Source organism: Roseivivax sp. THAF30 (assembly GCF_009363575.1).
GTDB classification, from domain to species: Bacteria; Pseudomonadota; Alphaproteobacteria; order Rhodobacterales; family Rhodobacteraceae; genus Roseivivax; species Roseivivax halotolerans.
In genome coordinates this window covers 671082-688545 of record NZ_CP045389.1, presented here as the reverse complement: position 1 = coordinate 688545, position 17464 = coordinate 671082, and the positions used below count along the sequence as shown (strand labels likewise).

Sequence of the window (17464 nt, the reverse complement as noted above, 5' to 3'; positions counted from 1 at the left end):
GCAAGATCGTGGCCGCGGCACGCGCCGTGGCATGGACGAACGCGGCCTGATCGCATGACTTCGGGGCAGGCATACATCCGAAGGTTGAACGGGAGCAGCAGGCCGGCAAAGCTGGCACGGTAGAGGAGGACCCCCATGAAACACATGCTTCTATCGCTTGCCTCGGTGACAGCACTCGCGTCTCCTGCCGGCGCCGAAAACCCGATCGACCGGATCCGCCCAGACGCCCCGGCGCTTTCCGCCTACGGCACGCATCCGGTCGGCGTTATCACACGGAGTTTTACCGATGTCGGCCGCGCTGACGTGATCACGGCGCAGGATGCGGAAGGCGAGCTGCCGCGCTCGGACAGGACCCTGACCACGGAGATCTGGTATCCGGCTGCCGGAGGCACCACGCCAGGCACGACCTACGAAACCGTGCTCCGCGACGGTGAGACGCCGGTGAGCCTGTCCGGCCGGGCGTCCCGCGACGCCGCTCCGGCCTCGGGATCGTTTCCGCTGGTGCTCATCTCGCACGGATATCCCGGCAACCGCTTCCTGATGAGCCACCTCGGCGAGAACCTTGCCTCGAAGGGCTACGTGGCGGTTTCCACGGACCACCCGGACAGCACGTATCAAGACATGGCGCTCTTCGCCTCCACCCTGGTCAACCGGCCATTGGATCAGGCTTTCCTCTTCGACGCTCTGTCCGAGATGGAAGGCGAGATCGGCGCCATCATCGACGCAGAGAATGCAGGGCTCGTCGGCTACTCTATGGGAGGATACGGCGCGTTGATCTTCGGAGGCGCCGGTCTTTCGGACACGGCGGTGACGCGAGAGGAGCCGGCCGCATATGTTGCGCCGCGCGACCTGCTGGACCAGCACGCAGCCGGCAGCGACAGTCACGCTGGCCTGATCGATCCGCGCGTCAAAGCGGTGATCGCCATCGGTCCCTGGGGACGCAATCGCGACTTCTGGGATGCCGAAGGGTTGGCGGGTTTCGAAAAACCGTTGCTGCTGGTCGCGGGCGATCAGGACGACGTATCGGGCTACGAGCATATCCGCGAAATATTCGAGGAGACCACCGGAACCGACCGATATCTGCTCAGTTTCGCAGGGGCGAACCACAATGCAGCCGCCCCGATGCCCGCGCCGGACAATTCATGGGACGTGTCTGAGGCGCTCGGCGGACCTCCGTTCAATCACTACGCCGATGCCGTGTGGGACACGACGCGCATGAACAACGTCCTGCAACACTTCTCGACGGCATGGTTCGATCAGCACCTCAAGGGCGAAGAAAATGCCGGGCGCTTTTTCGATCTTGTCGAAACCGCCGAAGACGGCGTCTGGTCGATAACCGATGCCGGCGAGCCGAGCGAAGAACATACCTACTGGACCGGCTTCCCGGAGCGCACCGCGAAGGGCTTGCGACTGGAGTTCCGTTCAGCCGAGTGACGGAGCGTGTAGAGATGTCCGAAAATGAAGAACGGGCGATCTCGACGCATCGCCCGTTTTGCTTTTCGTTTTCGGGGTCGAGTGCCATTGCTAAAAGCCACTCACCCCCTTCGCGCCAACCTATCCCGCCAGTCGCCGCTCATCAGTGAGATCCACGGCGATGATCGGGAAGTCGAGGTGGAACGTGGCGCCCTGGCCGGGGACGCTCTCGTAGGAGAGTTCACCGTTCATCTGGCGCGCCAGCTTGCGGGCAATGTGCATTCCGAGGCCGGAGCCTTGCGTCGCTCCCTGCCCGTCATCGGCGACCTGCTGGAAGCGGCCGAAGACGATATCCTGCATTCCCTGCGGGATCCCGCGCCCGGAATCGGTAATCGACAGGCGCAGTCCCTCGTCGCGCACCAGCGTCAGAACTCCGCTGACGACGCCGTCGCGTTCCGAAAACTTGATCGCGTTGGCCAACACGTTGTCGATGATCTGACGGATCGCGAAAGCATCGCCGCGAACGAGGCCGGGTATCTCCTCCGCGGACTTGACGACCCGGATCCCGCGTTCTTCGGCGAACATGCGGTTTTCCTCGATGCTCTCTTCCAAGAGGCGGGCCATATCCAGCTCCTCGCTGTTCAGGGACACCGCGCCGAGTTCGATTTTCTGGGCGAGGAGGATGTTGTCGACGAGTCGCGAGAGACGAATCCCGTTGCGATGCGCTATCGACAGCGCGGAGTTTATCTGCGGGTTGAGATCCCCCAACCGGCCGCTGAGAGCCAGGGCAAGACCGCCTTTCAAGGAGGTAAGCGGCGTACGCAACTCGTGGCTGACCACGGAGATGAAGTCGTCCTTCGCGCGGTTCGCCTTGTCGGCCTCCACCAGCGCGTCCTGCAAGGCGCGGTTGGTCGCAACCCGCTCCGTGACGTCGACATAGGTCACGCTCCACCCCAGTTTCGCGCCACCCGGATTGAGCGGATTCTCCACGCTCTGAACCCGGGGCTCGTAGATCCGCGTGCCGATCTCGATATGTCCGTCCGCGTCCGCTTGCCCCAGATCGGCAAAGCCCGTCGTCAGATCATGCAGCGGCGAGCCATTCGTGGTGCAGAGCCCGTTCTTCTTCGCCGCTGAGTTGCAAAGGACGATCTGCCGGTTCGAGTCGAAAAGGACGACCGGCTCGCTCATCGTGTCGAACAGGAGCGACCGTCCGATCGACGCCATGTCCATCTTGCGGTTGGTCACGATCATGCCGGTAAAACTGAGGATCCCGATCATGAACATGAACGCGGTCGGATCCATTCCGAAGACGGTGAGATCGAAGACGATGTACCCGACATTCGCAATGAGCGGTGTGAGCGTGATGACGCTCAGCATGGCGAGCAGCGGCAGAACGGTCCGGCGCGCACGTCGCAAGGCTCGCACGATGCAAAACAGCGTCGCCATGACGAAGAGGTAGACGCTGCCAATGACGAGGTAGAAGGCCGGCCCATGCACGAACCGGACCCTGCCGGTTTCGGCCTGCATGCCGGATGCGTCGGTGTAGATGAGGCCGTGCCACGGGTTCGTCATCGCCAGGAGAAGCCCAAGGGAGGGCGCGACGACAAGGACGAGATCCGTCTTGCGCGACCGGGTCCAGCCTGTCGCCTCGACATAGGCGAAGACGAAGAAGCACCAGGCAATCGGGACCAGCACATTGCCGAACCAGGCCAGCATCGCCCATTGCATCTGACACTCTGCGGAGGTGGACGCGCCTTCGAGCCCGACGCAGAGAAGCGTCCAGATCACGCCGAGATAGGTAATCGAGAGAAAGCGCTTGCCGGGAAATTCCTGGAAGCGCGTGGTAAGGATCATGACAAGTGCCGCAATAGCACTCGCTGCCGCGCTCCCGATGAAAATCGGGTCCGCCAGAACTCCCTGAACACAGTTCATGTCGTAGCCTGAGTAACCTGTCCGGCTCAAAGATAACTGCAAGATGTGGCGAAATCTGGCCATTTATGTCGTCGAAGCCGACAAAAGCGAAACATGTGGTCGCAGGGAAACGCTTGGGATTGGGGCGCATAGATAAGGCAGCCTCCCACCGCTGGCCGGTGGCGGTCGGGACGCTTTGGCCTTCAGCAGAAAAGGCAACGAGCGCTTCGAGAGGCCCCATCACGGCTCTGGGATTGCTGTTTCACTGACGAGACGCATGCCGAGATGCGCTGGTGGCGATCCTACGGCGCATCCCCCACGGGCGGGGTCGCGGATAAGGTAGGACATCGCGGCAACATGTTCGCCCGCGACGTAAAAGGCCGGGCAGCGTGCCGGATCTGCGTTGTCCGATGCGCTGGGAAAGCGCTCCCCTGTCCATTCCCAAACGCTTCCGTCAAGATCGGCGATGCCTTCGGGGGAGAGCGAGAAGCTGCCCCGTGGCTTCAGCGCACGAGGCGTCAAACCTTCAATCAGATAGGTAGACGCCCAGGTGAGGGAAGGATCGGTGAAGATCGGGTCAGCTTCCTCCGGCAGCACGGATGCCGCCATCTCGGTCCACTCGCCCAAGGTGGGCAGCCGGAAAGTCATGCCGGTTACCCCATTGATCCAGTCAAGGTATTCGCCGGCATCGACGTAGCTCAAGCTCGTCGCAGGCGTCAGCCGTGCGTCTTGGTCCGACCGGACCCGCAGGCGCAGGGTGCAGGCACCTTCCTCGTGGCAAGTGTTCCATTCGGCTACGCTGACCTCGTACTTCTGGACGTAGATCTTCGCTCCGGCAGACAGCGTGACGGGGGTTGCTGCCATCTCCGGCAGTTGTGCCGGATCGTATACGGCACCGCGCCGGGTCAGCGCGATGCCGAGAACAACCGCCGCGATGACCAACAGCGAAACCAGAAGAAGGGACACCTTCAGGCCTGGCTTCACGGTCATCGCGGCGGTCATGGTTCCGCTCCTATCCTCAGCTTTCAAAGGGTCGTGGTTCCGCGACCTGTTCCATCAGGGTGTTGTCCCACTCGCCCTCGACGACAAAGTGTGCGGTCGCTCCCAGCATCGCGCCGATGATCAGGTTATGGTTCACGTAAGCGTAGACGCCGGGCTGCTCGAACGTATACATCGCCGCCGCCGCGCTGCCGCCACGGACGAACCATGTCTCCATCCCTGTCAGTGGTGTGTCGCTGAACGAGCTTTCCCAGACATAGTCTCCGTGCCCACCGATCAGGTGCGGACGGCTGTCCACGTTGCATGAATTGTGGACCATCAGGACGGTCTCGCCGACTTTGGCCTTGAGGGCGTTCGCGCCCGTGAGGGCACCGACTGCGCCGTTGAACACCTGGTGCGTCGGCACGAGGGCGCGCATCGCTTCGAGACTGTCGGCGTAGTCGTCGCCAGCGGCGTCGTAGCTCTTGAAGTCACCGTTCTCGTCGATCGGAAGGTAGTAGTCCTGCTCGCCGATATAGGCGATGCTGTCATAGCGCAGCGGGTTGCCCTGCGCGTCCTTCAGCCCGTCGCGTGGCAGCACCATGACCGCACCATTCATGCCGTGGGTCACGTGGTACGGGATCATCGCGCCGCCGGGTGCACAATGATAGGTGAAGCATCCGGGCTTCGTCGCCTTCCAGCGCAGCACGCATTCCTCGCCCGGGTAGACATGGGTCAGGCCACCGCCGCCCAGCGCACCTGTTGAGGCGTGGAAGTCGATATTGTGCTCCATCATCGAGTCCGCGGGGTTGCGGAGGGTCAGCTCGACCATGTCGCCCTCGTGGCAAATGATCAGCGGGCCGGGCACGGAGCCATTGTACGTCAAGGCCCAGACGCTGGCACCGGTGTCTTCGTCCACGACCATCAGCCGTTCTTCGGTCACCAGGGTGACCTCGATGATCTTTGGGGCGCCCGTCGCGACCTGTTCGTGGACCGGGGCGAAGGGCGGGGCGACGAGCTCTTGCTTGACGCGGACATAGCTTGACAGGTCGGCGGGTTTCGCGGTGCTGCCTGCATTCTGCTCGGCGGCAACCTTGTGCAGATTGCGCGACACCGCGTCGGCCTTCAGCGGCAAACGGGGTTGGCGGGCGAAGGCTGCGCTCACTCCGGTCATGGCGACAGCGCCGGCCAGGACCGTTCCCCGCAACACGTTGCGGCGGCTGGTCTGCGTCAGGCCTGGGTTGTTGATCTGTGTCATGTCTTTCTCCTGGGGCACGGGTGCGGCGGAGAACCCGCCCGGCCCCGTGCGTTACATGTTGCTGAGTTGATCTTCGAAACGGGCCTTGGCCTTCGCCGGCACACGGACCTCGAGGAAGCCTTCCGGCGCATCGACGTCGCCGACGGCGATGGTCATCACCATGCCCATGGCGTAGTGCGGCTTGCAGGCCACGGCATAGACGCCTTCAGTGTCGAGGGTGATCTCCAGTTCCTCGTTGATCTTGCCCTGGAAGCCCGCTGCGCTCTCGGGGATCATGCCCTCGACGGTCTCCGCGTTGTGCCCCTTGTCGGTCGCGATGAACTTGATGGTGTCGCCTGCCGCGGCTTGGACGAAGGCTGGCTCGAAGACCATGCGTTCGCCATCGCTGCCCTTGTTGAGCATCTTGACTTCAAATGTTTCGGCGAAGGCGGCGCCCCCCATCAGGGCCGCGAATGCCAGGCCGGTTGCCAGTGTGCGGATCATCGGTCTCTTCCTTTCAGATCGCTGTTTGGGTTGACTGAAAGATACCGTGTCCGTGTCAGGTGCTTTTTGCTCTGGCGCAAACTTCTGCCCGATGACGTGAGAACTTCGTATTGGTTGAGTGACCCGGAATGTGACAAAACCCTCGCCATGGACGCTTTCCCTTCGCGCAAAACACTGCCGCGGCTCGACGAGAGTCTGCTGTCGCACCTGCCGCCCTTCTCGCGCCTCGAGAAACGACAGATTCGAACGATTCTGGATCAGGCGTCGTCGCGTCGCTACGACGCGGGCATCGCCATCTTTGAAGAGGGGCACCCGGCTGATCGCTTTTACATGCTATTGGACGGGTATGTTCGCGTCGTGCGCATTACACCCACTGGCGAACAGGTCACTGCACTGCACATCCCGCCGGGCCAATTGATGGGCATCGCCCGCGCTATCGGACGCGATACATATCCCGCGACGGCGATGACCGCGTCGGAATCGCTTGCGCTCAGCTGGCCGATGCACCTGTGGGATAGCTTCGTCGCGGAATTCGACGGCTTTGCCACCGAAAGCTACAAGACACTCGGGCAACGGCTCGGCGAAGTGCAGAACAAAATCGTGGAAATGGCCACCCAGCAAGTCGAACAGCGTGTCGCCAACGCGCTTCTGCGCCTGGTCAACCAGACGGGCCGCAGGGTCGAAAACGGAATCGAGATCGATTTTCCGATCACGCGACAGGACCTGTCGGAACTGACCGCGACCACCCTGCATACGGTCAGCCGCCTGCTCAGTGGATGGGAAAGGCAAGGGCTGGTGGAAAGCCGCCGCAAGCGCATCGTTGTGCGCGATCCCCACGCGCTGGTGGTTCTCAGCCAAAAGTAAGCACAGCTAGCCCAGCTTTGCCGCCTGCCTGAGTTCCGCCAGGAAGTCTTCCTCCTTCAGGTGATACTCAGCACAGGCGTCGGTCACTGTGTGAAGCGGGCTGATGAGGCACCCGACACACAGCATCTTGTGACGCACAAAGACGGGGATGGTCTGCGGCCACGCTCTCATCAGGTCGGCCAGAGGCAGATCGGGGTCGTCCAGACGGAGGCGGGCCATGAGATGTCTCCTTTCCGCTTCCAGCCTAACCAACCAATCGCGGCGAACTTTGCGCTGGCGCAAACTTCGGCCTCAGACGTGCCGCTACGACAGGGCATCCCGCTTTCAAGGAGGCCCGAACATGGCTGAAATTCTCACGAAATCCCGGGCGCGAAACATCTTCTACGGGGGCTCGATCTTCTTCGTCGTGGTCTTCGTCGGGATGACCGTCCACTCGCACCGCTACGTGGTGCAAACCTCGACCGCAGGAATGCCCCTCAGCGAAGAGGTGCGACACGGCAAGCATGTGTGGGAGGAACATTCCTGCATCAACTGCCACAGCCTGCACGGTGAAGGTGCCTATTTCGCCCCGGAACTTGGCAACGTCACGACCCGCTGGGGGGTGCAGGACAGTCCCGACGACGCGTTCTGGATGCTCAAGGGCTGGATCGAAAGCCAGCCGAGCGGACTCGAAGGACGCCGCCAGATGCCCCGCTACGAACTGACCGATGACGACATTCGTGCCCTGTCGGAATTCCTTCGCTGGGCAGATCAGACAGACACCCAGGGCTGGCCGCCCAACGACGCTGGATAAGGAGGCGAAGCAGATGAAATACCAATCTCAGAAAGTGGCGTACTGGTATATCCTGGCCGCGCTGGCCCTTTTCGGCATCCAGGTGGCCGGGGGGCTGCTTGCGGGCTGGGTCTATGTCTCGCCCAATTTCCTGTCCGAATTGCTGCCCTTCAACGTGATCCGAATGATCCATACGAACGCGCTGATCGTCTGGCTCCTGCTGGGCTTTTTCGCGGCAGCCTACTTCCTCGTGCCCGAAGAAGCCGAGCGCGAGATCTGGTCTCCGAAACTGGCATATCTTCAGCTTGTCATCCTGCTCGTGGGCACGCTCGGCGCGGTTGGATCCTACCTCGTCGGCATCCATGGCGGCCGCGAGTTTCTCGAACAGCCCCTCTGGGTCAAGTTCGGCATTCTCGTTGCTGCGCTTATCTTCCTGCTCAACGTCTCGATGACCGTTCTGTCGGGAAAGAGAACGGCGATCACCAACGTGTTGCTCATGGGCCTGTGGCTTCTGTCCTTGCTCTGGGTCTTCGCCTTCATCAACCCCGACAATCTCAGCCTCGACAAGATGTACTGGTGGTTCGTCGTGCACCTCTGGGTCGAAGCGACCTGGGAACTGGTGATGGCCGCGATCCTGGCCTTCCTGCTCTTGAAGCTGACCGGCGTCGACCGCGAAGTCGTCGAGAAATGGCTCTACGTCATCGTCGCCACCGCGCTATTCTCGGGCATTCTCGGCACCGGGCACCACTTCTACTGGATCGGTCTGCCGGGATACTGGCAGTGGGTCGGCTCGATATTCTCGACCTTCGAGGTGATACCGTTCTTCCTGATGATGTCCTTCGCCTTCGTCATGGTGTGGAAAGGCCGCAAGACCCACCCGAACAAGGCCGCCCTGCTCTGGTCGCTGGGATCCTCCACGGTCGCGTTCTTCGGCGCTGGCGTCTGGGGCTTTTTGCACACGCTGCACGGGGTAAACTTCTACAGCCACGGCACACAGATCACCGCGGCCCACGGGCACCTTGCCTTCTACGGCGCATACGTGGCCCTGAACCTTGCGGTCTTCAGCTACGCCATGCCGATGCTGCGCCAACGCGAGCCCTATAACCAGGTGCTTAACATGGCGAGCTTCTGGCTGATGACCGGGGGCATGGCCTTCATGACCTTCGTGCTGACCTTCGCCGGCACCATCCAGACGCACATGCAGCGCGTCGTGGGCGACTACTACATGGACGTGCAGGACAGCCTCTCGGTCTTCTACCTGATGCGCTTCGGCGCCGGGGCCGCCGTGGTGATCGGGGCACTCCTTTTCATCTACTCGATGCTGGTCGTGCGCCGGAAAGAGGTCATCACCCCCGGCCCTGCAAACCCTGTTCCGGGAGAGTGAGCCATGAACATGGAAAGCAAACCCACCCTGCCGTTCTATCAGCCCACTGGCCGCGAATGCGACCTCTTTGAGACGGCCCATGACAACGGTTTGCCCCTTCTTCTGAAGGGGCCGACCGGCTGCGGCAAAACCCGTTTCGTCGAACATATGGCTGCCCGGCTGGGCAAGCCGCTTTATACCGTGGCCTGCCATGACGACCTGTCGGCCGCGGACCTGATCGGGCGCTACCTGCTCAAGGGCGGCGAGACGGTCTGGGTTGACGGCCCCCTGACCCGCGCCGTGCGCGAGGGCGGGATCTGCTATCTCGACGAGGTGGTCGAGGCGCGCAAGGACGTCACCGTGGTCCTGCACCCTCTGACGGACACGCGCCGCACCCTGATGATCGACCGCACCGGCGAAGAACTTGTGGCGCCTGCGGGCTTCATGCTCGTGGCGTCCTACAATCCGGGCTACCAGAACGTGCTCAAGCGGCTGAAACCCTCTACCCGACAACGGTTCCTGTCGATCTCCTTCGACTTTCCGGATGCGGAAACCGAGATCGCCGTGGTCGCCGCCGAAAGCCGGCTGGAGCCGGGACGCGTCGCGCCGCTGGTGCGGCTCGCGGGCCATATCCGGCGACTGTCGGGCATGGACCTGGAGGAAGGCGTCTCGACCCGCCTGCTGATCTATGCGGCGACCCTGATGGCGGGGGGTATGGGCGTCATTCAGGCGCTCGAGGCCGCCGTCATCGAACCTCTCAGCGACGAGCCGGACGTGCAGCAGGCGCTGCGCGACCTCGTCGAGACGATCTACGGGTAAGCGCGATGCACTTTCTCGATCTCATGGAACCCGAAGAGACCGTCGGCAACCTCTGGCACGACATGGCCAGCGGGATCGGGGCCGAGGTCAGCTACCCGCAGGCCAGCGTTACGCTCGCCCCGCTCCGACCCAGCCTTGCCATGCTCTTCCGCTCGCTGGGCGGGGCGCCGGATGTGGAACTCTCCGAAGCTGCCGCGACGCTGGTGCGCCACCGCCGGCCCCTCCGGCGCAGGGTCGGGGCCGAGAGGGACCACGAATGGGTCGCGCGTTTCGACGGGGAACGCCTGGCCCTGCCGCCCGTCATCGCCGCCTTTCCGGAACCCGCGCTGAACCGTGCTGCCTATTTCTGGCTGACGGCGCTGGCGGCCTGCTCCGACATCGCCGCGTTCGACTTCGCCGTGGACGGAGCCGCGCTCGACTGCGCCCAGATCCGCGCCAACATGGCCGCAGCGGACGCAGCCTATGCCGTCTGTCCCGGGCTGCGACAAAGCTATGCACAGATGGCTCTACACTGCGCCGAGACACGTCCGAAGGTCATCCGGCCTGCCGAGGAGGCGTCCATGGAAGCCGCCATTCTCGACCAGCTTTGCGGGACGAAACCCACGCTTGCGCCTGCCCAAGCCCCACGCGGCTACATGCCCGCAGCACCCGTGCCAATTTGGCTGCGCTTTGCCGACCCCGGTTGCGGCGCACCGGCGGGCCAAGAGCAGGCGGATCCAGCCGCGCCTCCGCCCAATACCGCACAGACCAGCCGCAAGTCGGGTGAACGCAAGGATCAGGATCAGCAGAACCGCAAGGACAGCTTCATCATCCACCGGTTCGAGTCGATCCTGTCCTGGGTCGAGTCGATGAACATCAACCGCAGCGTCGATGATGACGACGACGAGAACGCCCAGAAGGCCGCCGACGACCAGGACCGGATCACCCTGTCGAAACAGGATCGCAAGGCCGCGACCCGCCTGCGCCTGCATCTCGACCTGTCGCCCGCCGACGCCGATCACGAGGCGCTGGCCGGGAAATATACCTATCCCGAGTGGAACCACCGCAGCCGAAGTTACATGACCAGCCATTGCCGCGTGCTGGACGCGCCCGCGCGCCCCGGCGGTACGGCATTCGTGCCCGACGCCCGCCGCCTGCGCGAGGTCCGCCGCCAGTTCGAGGCGCTACGCCCGCGCAGGATCCTGCAACCGCGGCAGGTCGACGGCTCCGAGCTTGACCTCGACGCCCTGCTGACGGCCCGCGCGGACCTGGCCGCCACCGGGCGCGGCTCGGATCGCATCTGGCAATCGGCTCGCCAGACCGAGCGCGACCTGTCGGTGGCCTTCCTGATCGACACATCCCGCTCTACCGAGGCCGCCATCGGCGACACTTCGGTCATAGAGGTGGCGCGGGAGGCAATGGCGGCGCTGGCCGGGGGCATCGATGCGGCGGGCGACCGTCTTGGCATCTGGGGTTTCTCCTCGCTGCGAAGGGACCGTGTGTTCCTGACGCGCTGCAAGAATTTCGACGCCCCCATGTCGCCCGAGATCACCGCCAATATCGGAGCGCTAAGCCCCGGCCACTATACGCGCCTCGGCGCCGCGATCCGCCATGTCAGCGCAGGTTTGTCGGAGCAGTCGAGTGCCCGAAAACTCCTGATCGTACTGACCGACGGCAAACCCAACGACCTTGACCATTACGAGGGCCAGCACGGTATCGAGGACAGCCACATGGCCGTGCGCGAAGCTCGAAATGCAGGGCAAAGCTTGCACGGCATCATCATCGACGAGGACGGGCAGGATTGGTTCGCACGCATCTTCGGACGCGGCGGCTTCACCCTTCTGCCCGATCCCGAACGCCTGACCCGGGCCTTGCCCGACATCTACCGGACCCTGACACAGGAGACCTGACATGCGCAGACTTATCCTTCCCTTCGCCGCGCTCTTCGCCTCGCCCGCCCTTGCCGAGAGCTTCGACCGGCCCATCCCGCAAGCCCAGTCAGCCACCGCGGAATTCTGGTACGCGATGGCCTGCATTGCGCTCGTCGTGTCCATGATCGCCGTGCAAAAACTGGTGTCGCGCAGATGACCCGGCAGGGGTGGTCCACCCGGCGCATCGCGCTGGCGCTCTATCCGTTCGGGGCCGGGGCAGCAGCGGTGAACGTCTTTTTCGCCTCGCTGATCTTCAGCTGGGTCGGCGGACCGGTCGCATCCACGGCCGTGTCGCTGACCCTGGGCTGCGTGATCGGCGCACCGGCAACGTGGTATTTCGCCCGCCATATCCGCCACCTCATGAACTTGGCCGACAGACAGGAGCCGATATGAAGATCGACATGCAAACGGGCCAGCCCACCATCGACGCCGCCGATCTCGCAGGGCTTCTGGAACTGACACCCGCCCAGGTCCGCGACCGAATGCGTGACGGCCGTATCAAGACCCGGCTGGAGACGGGCGAAGGCGACGACGCCGGAAAGATCCGGCTCACCTTCTTTCACGATGACATGCGCGTGCGCCTGACCTGCTCCGAGGACGGCACAGTGCTCAAGACCACGCGCACCAGAACAGGATCACGATGATGGCCGATACATCAGCGGAACACATGCCGGTTTGGCATGGACCAGCGCTCTTCAGCTTCGGCTTCAGGCCCTTCTTCCTTTTTGGCGCGCTCTGGGTCGCTCTCGCGATGGCTTTATGGTTGCCTGCCCTGTCCGGCGCGCTTGCTCTGCCGACGCGGTTCGACCCGGTGTCCTGGCACGCGCATGAATTCCTCTTCGGATATCTCGGCGCGGTTCTGGCAGGGTTTCTGCTGACGGCGGTGCCCAACTGGACCGGCCGCTTGCCGATAGCAGGATGGCGCTTGGCGGCGCTCTTCGCTCTGTGGGTCGCGGGCCGTGTCGCGGTGCTGGTTTCGAGCCATCTTCCCGAAGCGGTCGCCCCTGCCCTCGATCTGGCCTTTCCGCTCTTTCTCGGCGGCCTGATCCTGCGCGAGATCGTGGCGGGCCGGAACTGGCGCAATCTGATTGTCCTCGGCCTCCTTGCCGTCTTCGTGCTGGCCAATGGCATTTTCCATATCGAGGCCCTTACGGGGGCTTACGCCGCGCAAGGGCTTGGGCTGCGTCTCGGCCTCGCGACCGGCATCATGATGATCGCGGTGATCGGCGGACGGATCATCCCGTCCTTCACCCGAAACTGGCTGGCGAAGGAAAACAATCCTGTGCGTCCTGTGCCGCCGATGCAGCGTTTCGACAGGGCCGTTCTGCTGGCGAGCATCGCCCTCCTGATGCTCTGGGTCGCGGGGCCTCGCGACATGCAATCCGCAGCGGCGCTGATTGCATTCGGCGGCCTTCATCTTGCCCGACAGGCTCGCTGGACACCCCTGCACACGTGGCGCGAGCCCCTCCTCTGGGTTTTGCACGCAGCCTACCTGTTCATTCCATTGGGTGCGCTTGCGATCGGGCTTGAGCAAATCTTCGGCACTCGCGGCACCACCGGGGCGCAGCACCTCTGGATGGCCGGGGCGATCGGCGCGATGACGCTCGCCGTGATGACCCGCGCCACCCTTGGCCATACGGGTCAGTCACTCACCGCGAACCGGGCAACCGTAGCGATTTACTTCTGTATCTTCGGCTCGGTCCTGAGCCGCTACCTCGGCAGTGTTCATTCGGGCCTGACGCATCTTTCAGGGGCGCTCTGGCTGGCCGCATTCGCAGGCTTCGCACTTGTCTACGGCCCTGCTCTTCTGCGTCCAAGACCGGAGAAATAAGGATGGGATGGGCAGGCTTCGCCGCCGTATTCGCGGTCTTTTTCCTGACGCACTCGATCCCCGTGCGACCGCCGGTCAAGGCGCGCCTTGTCGACAGGATCGGTGAACGCGGCTTCCGCGCTGGTTATTCGATCCTTTCGGTCGGGATGCTCGCGATCCTGATCTGGGCTGCGGGCGAGGCTCCTCATGTGCAGCTCTGGCCGCAGTTGAGCTGGCACCGCCACGCGGCGCATCTGGGGATGCTGGCGGTATGCGTGATCCTCGCGCTGAGCATCGCACGGCCAAACCCGTTTTCCTTTGGCGGGGCGCGAAACGACAGGTTCGATCCCGCGCGCTCCGGCATCGTGGGCTGGACACGGCACCCCGTTCTCCTGGCGCTTGCGATCTGGGCGGGTGTCCACCTGCTGCCCAACGGCGATCTTTCGTTTGTGATCCTGTTCGGCGTGCTGGGCAGTTTCGCGATTGTCGGCCGGGCCATGATCGACCGGCGCAAGCGAGCCGTGATGGGCGCGTCGAACTGGGAGGCCCTCGATACGGCACGCAAGGCCGGCGCACGTTTCCATGCGCCTCGGTCATGGTTGTTTCTGATCCTGCGGCTGATGCTTGGTATCGCAGTGTTCGCCGCGCTCCTCCTGGCCCATCCTTATGTGATCGGCGTGCCAGCGGTGTGATATCTCTGGAAGCGGACGGTCGCGCTGCCGGAGGGTAGGGGAACAGTGCGTCTCATCGAGCGGAAGGGTCGTCGCTCGTGGCGAGGCGCCTTCACGCAAATCGAGAGGTTGCCAGATGCCCGCCCAGAAGGCGGGCACCAAGTCTTTATTCAGGATCGGTGTCGATCAGCCGGCGCATTCGCGCAGGGCCTCGGCATCCGGGCCATTGGGCGTGCGGCCGAGGTTGTACGGCGCCGACGCGTCACGCCATTTGGCGTAGTCGTCCAGATACTCGATCATGCTGAGATAAACCTTCGCCGAGTTCGGGTTTTCGCACGCGGTCTCGACGATCACCTCGTTGGCCATCTGCTGAACCTGCTCGAGCGTCTCGTCGTCGTAGCGGTTGATCTCGACCTCTTCCTCGAACTTGGCATAGGCCTCGGTCGCGCGCTTTTCCGTGAAGGCCAGCGACCACAGCAGCGTGGCTTCAGCCGCGATCTCCAGCTTGTTCTGCGTCTCTTCGGACAGCGCGTCCCAGGATTGCTGGTTGATCATCACACCGAAGACCGAAGCCGACTGGTGCCAGCCGGGAGTCGCCCAGTAATCCGTGACCTGCTGGAAGCCGGCCGAGAAATCGACGTTGGGCGTCGAGAATTCCGCCCCGTCGATGACTCCGCGCTCGAGCGACTGGTAGATCTCGCCACCGGCCATCGAGACCTGGTTGCCGCCCAGACGTTCAAGCAGGCGCCCCTGCTCGAGACCGGACAGGCGCAAACGCTTGCCCTGAAGATCCTCGAGCGTGCGGATGGGCTCGTCCGTGGTGCGGAAGCCGGATTCGTTGTTAGTCACGCCATAGGGCAGATAGACCATGCCGAACTGGCCGTAGATCTCGTCGTAAAGCTCCGCCCCGCCCCATTGCTGGATCCAGTTGACGTAGTCGACCGCGTTGAACAGAGCCGGCGTCGTCGCGAGCGGCGAGAACGCGGAGTCGCGGCCCGCCCAATATCCCGGCCAGTCGCCACCGGCTTGCACGGTCCCGGACTCCACAGCGCCGAAGACTTCGCCCGCGGGGACCAGCGAGCCGCCCTCGAAGAACTCGATCTGGAGCTCGTCGCCGGTCAGTGCATTGGCGAGTTCGACGAAGTGGCGATCCGTCTCGATCAGTTCGAGCGAAGACGGCCAGGTCGTGGTCATCGTCCAGCTTTCCTGGGACAGGGCCGGCGCGGCCGTCACGGCCACGAGCGCCGTGCCCAATGCGAGTGCCTTAGTCGTCATCTTCAGTCTCCTCCTAGAAGAACGGTTTTTGGTTGGAACGGACGCCCCGGCACCGCTGGCCGGGACATCAAGGGTTGCCTCAGCTGTAGAGCGCGGACGGCAACCAGGTGACGAGTTGAGGGAAGAACGCCACGAGAAAGCACATCACGACGATGATCGCGATGAACGGCAGGACGCCCCGGATGATGTGACCTGTCCTGACCTCACGTGGCGCGATAGACCTCAGATAGAACAGCGCGTATCCGAAGGGTGGCGTCAGGAAAGAGGTTTGCAGCACGACCGCCATCAGGACGACGAACCACAGAAGGCTCACGCCTTCCATCTCCTGCACGATCGGCAGGAAGATCGGGAAAGACAGCAGCACGATCCCGGTCCAATCGAGGAATGCGCCCAGGACGAAGACGATGGCCATCATCATGGTCAGCAGCATCCAAGGCTCCATGTCGAGCGAGCGAATGATGTCCTGCGTCGCGCGCAGGCCGCCGGTTATGTTGAACACACCGGTAAAGGCCGTCGCTCCCAGAACGATGAACAGGATCATGGCCGACGTTCGCCCGGTCTCGAGCATCGCACCGTAGAAGGTCGATAATGTGAAGCGACCGCGCAGGATCACGATGAGCAGCGCCAGCACGGCGCCGATCGCCGAGGCCTCGGTCGCGGTGGCGATGCCGGCGAGGAGCGATCCGAGGATGCCGAAGATCAGCACCAGCGGCGGGAGCGCCTCGAGGGCCAGCATCCGCAAGAGCGCACCGCGACTGATCTTCTCATCCGGCTCGACCGCCGGAGCCAGGTCGGGACGGAGCACGGAGATCACGTAGACATAGAGCGCGTATGCGAGCCCCAGAAGCACGCCGGGAATCATCGAGCCCGCGAAGAGCTCACCCACCGATAGCGGGGAGTAGCTCGCCATCAGGATGAGCATGATCGACGGCGGGATCAGGATGCCGAGACACCCCGAAGCGGCGATGACGCCCGTCGTCAGCGTCGGTGCGTAGCCGTATTGCAGCATCGGGCGCAGCGCCATCACGCCCATCACGGTTATCGACGCACCGATGATGCCGGTGGTCGCCGCCAGCAGGATCGAGATGAACACGACCGCCAGCGCGAGACCGCCACGGACCCGGCTGAGCAGCAAGCGCAGCGCCTCGAACATCCGGTCGGTGACGCCGGAATCCGACAGGAACCGAGCCATCAGCACGAAAAGCGGGATCGCGATCAGCGTGTAATTGTCCAGGACGTCGCCGAAGATGCGGTTGATGACGATCCCCAGCACCATCGTCTTGCCCGCGAGGATCGCGCCGAGAACGGCGGTCCCGCCAAGGACGAACGCCAGCGGATGACCCATGAACAGGCCCAATAGCAGCAGGCCGAACATGCAGAGTGCGAGAGGTTCGGGGCTCATGCCTGGTCCTCGCGATGGTTGAGGATGATCTTGAGAACCTCCGAGACGCCCTGCAGCAGCAGAAGCCCGGCGGCGACGCACATCGCCATTTTCAGCGGATAGACCGGCATCTGAATCGCACCGTAGGTGGTCTCGCCCTGGGTCCAGGACCGCATGGCGAATTCCCACGACCGCGTCAGGAAGACCCAGGCGAATGGAAAGAAGAAGATGGCGTAGCCTGCGACCTCAACCGCTTTGAGCGCGCCCGGGCCGAGTTTTTCCGTCACGAGATCAACGTTCACATGCGCTCGATGGCGCAGCGCGTATCCGCCCAGCAAGATGAAATAGAACCCGTACAATTGCTTCGAGACGTCGAAGGCCCAGCGGGTGGGTTCGTTGAAGGCATAGCGCATCACCACGTCGTAGATGATGATCGCGGCGAAGACGACCGCGACCACCGAGACAATCCTCCCGACGATCTCGTTCAGCCCGTCGATGGCGCGGATGACCATTGGCTCCTCCCAAAACCCGTGTCGTGACCGGCTGGATGTCGCAT

The 17464-nt window shown here is 63.3% G+C and carries 19 protein-coding genes; 11 read left to right on the top strand and 8 right to left on the bottom strand.

The window, feature by feature from the left end; all coding sequences use genetic code 11:
- The first annotated feature begins 135 nt into the window (after nt 1-135).
- Nucleotides 136-1434, top strand: coding sequence for a dienelactone hydrolase (locus FIU91_RS03270; protein ID WP_152461408.1), 1299 nt, complete (start codon nt 136-138; stop codon nt 1432-1434).
- A gap of 120 nt (nt 1435-1554) precedes the next feature.
- Here FIU91_RS03270 and FIU91_RS03265 read toward each other — a convergent pair whose 3' ends face one another.
- The 4 genes from FIU91_RS03265 to FIU91_RS03250 form a co-directional block, all read right to left on the bottom strand.
- On the bottom strand, nt 1555-3267 hold the full coding sequence (locus FIU91_RS03265; RefSeq protein WP_254702029.1) for a histidine kinase N-terminal 7TM domain-containing protein: 1713 nt from the start codon (nt 3265-3267) through the stop codon (nt 1555-1557).
- A gap of 297 nt (nt 3268-3564) precedes the next feature.
- Entirely contained in the window at nt 3565-4326 is a 762-nt protein-coding gene (locus FIU91_RS03260; protein WP_152461406.1) for an SUMF1/EgtB/PvdO family nonheme iron enzyme, read from the bottom strand.
- A gap of 16 nt (nt 4327-4342) precedes the next feature.
- Nucleotides 4343-5560 (bottom strand): copper-containing nitrite reductase, encoded by a 1218-nt coding sequence (gene nirK, locus FIU91_RS03255; protein WP_152461405.1) that lies wholly within the window; start codon nt 5558-5560, stop codon nt 4343-4345.
- Nucleotides 5561-5611: 51 nt separating this feature from the next.
- On the bottom strand, nt 5612-6043 hold the full coding sequence (locus FIU91_RS03250; protein ID WP_152461404.1) for a pseudoazurin: 432 nt from the start codon (nt 6041-6043) through the stop codon (nt 5612-5614).
- Nucleotides 6044-6190: 147 nt separating this feature from the next.
- On the opposite strand from FIU91_RS03250, the gene FIU91_RS03245 reads away from it, so the two are divergent.
- Nucleotides 6191-6907 (top strand): Crp/Fnr family transcriptional regulator, encoded by a 717-nt coding sequence (locus FIU91_RS03245; protein ID WP_254702028.1) that lies wholly within the window; start codon nt 6191-6193, stop codon nt 6905-6907.
- A 6-nt stretch (nt 6908-6913) separates the two neighbouring features.
- On the opposite strand, the gene FIU91_RS03240 is transcribed toward FIU91_RS03245, so the two are convergent.
- On the bottom strand, nt 6914-7126 hold the full coding sequence (locus tag FIU91_RS03240) for a DUF1858 domain-containing protein (RefSeq protein ID WP_152461403.1): 213 nt from the start codon (nt 7124-7126) through the stop codon (nt 6914-6916).
- A gap of 121 nt (nt 7127-7247) precedes the next feature.
- Here FIU91_RS03240 and FIU91_RS03235 point away from each other — a divergent pair, with 121 nt between their 5' ends.
- Genes FIU91_RS03235 through FIU91_RS03200 form a run of 9 tightly spaced genes read left to right on the top strand, consistent with a single transcriptional unit; the run spans nt 7248 to nt 14273 of the window.
- On the top strand, nt 7248-7700 hold the full coding sequence (locus tag FIU91_RS03235; RefSeq protein ID WP_152461402.1) for a cytochrome c: 453 nt from the start codon (nt 7248-7250) through the stop codon (nt 7698-7700).
- A gap of 13 nt (nt 7701-7713) precedes the next feature.
- A complete protein-coding gene (locus FIU91_RS03230) occupies nt 7714-9063 on the top strand; it encodes a cbb3-type cytochrome c oxidase subunit I (protein ID WP_093015076.1) in 1350 nt (449 codons plus the stop codon).
- Between the two features lie 3 nt (nt 9064-9066).
- Nucleotides 9067-9861 carry a CbbQ/NirQ/NorQ/GpvN family protein gene (locus FIU91_RS03225; protein ID WP_152461401.1) on the top strand — a complete coding sequence of 265 codons (795 nt, stop codon included), beginning with the start codon at nt 9067-9069 and terminating at the stop codon, nt 9859-9861.
- Between the two features lie 5 nt (nt 9862-9866).
- The gene (locus FIU91_RS03220) at nt 9867-11750 is read left to right on the top strand and encodes a nitric oxide reductase activation protein NorD (RefSeq protein ID WP_152461400.1); all 1884 of its coding nucleotides are present in this window, start codon (nt 9867-9869) and stop codon (nt 11748-11750) included.
- A 1-nt stretch (nt 11751) separates the two neighbouring features.
- The gene (locus FIU91_RS19315) at nt 11752-11928 is read left to right on the top strand and encodes a hypothetical protein (RefSeq protein WP_172974917.1); all 177 of its coding nucleotides are present in this window, start codon (nt 11752-11754) and stop codon (nt 11926-11928) included.
- Entirely contained in the window at nt 11925-12164 is a 240-nt protein-coding gene (locus FIU91_RS03215; RefSeq protein WP_152461399.1) for an NnrT protein, read from the top strand. The genes FIU91_RS19315 and FIU91_RS03215 overlap by 4 nt, the downstream gene beginning before the upstream one ends.
- Nucleotides 12161-12415 carry a DUF6522 family protein gene (locus FIU91_RS03210; protein WP_093015084.1) on the top strand — a complete coding sequence of 85 codons (255 nt, stop codon included), beginning with the start codon at nt 12161-12163 and terminating at the stop codon, nt 12413-12415. Before FIU91_RS03215 ends, FIU91_RS03210 begins: the two co-directional genes overlap by 4 nt.
- On the top strand, nt 12415-13602 hold the full coding sequence (locus FIU91_RS03205; protein WP_152461398.1) for an NnrS family protein: 1188 nt from the start codon (nt 12415-12417) through the stop codon (nt 13600-13602). The genes FIU91_RS03210 and FIU91_RS03205 overlap by 1 nt, the downstream gene beginning before the upstream one ends.
- A gap of 2 nt (nt 13603-13604) precedes the next feature.
- Complete coding sequence (locus FIU91_RS03200; RefSeq protein WP_152461397.1) at nt 13605-14273, top strand: NnrU family protein; 669 nt, start codon at nt 13605-13607, stop codon at nt 14271-14273.
- A gap of 165 nt (nt 14274-14438) precedes the next feature.
- Here the strand turns inward: FIU91_RS03200 and dctP are convergent, their stop codons facing one another.
- From dctP to FIU91_RS03185, 3 genes are all read right to left on the bottom strand, one after another.
- Nucleotides 14439-15527: a TRAP transporter substrate-binding protein DctP gene (gene dctP, locus FIU91_RS03195; RefSeq protein ID WP_093015090.1), complete on the bottom strand. Its 1089-nt coding sequence runs from the start codon at nt 15525-15527 to the stop codon at nt 14439-14441.
- Between the two features lie 79 nt (nt 15528-15606).
- On the bottom strand, nt 15607-16929 hold the full coding sequence (locus FIU91_RS03190) for a TRAP transporter large permease subunit (RefSeq protein WP_172974916.1): 1323 nt from the start codon (nt 16927-16929) through the stop codon (nt 15607-15609).
- On the bottom strand, nt 16926-17420 hold the full coding sequence (locus FIU91_RS03185; protein ID WP_152461396.1) for a TRAP transporter small permease subunit: 495 nt from the start codon (nt 17418-17420) through the stop codon (nt 16926-16928). The genes FIU91_RS03190 and FIU91_RS03185 overlap by 4 nt, the downstream gene beginning before the upstream one ends.
- Nucleotides 17421-17464 lie beyond the last annotated feature (44 nt).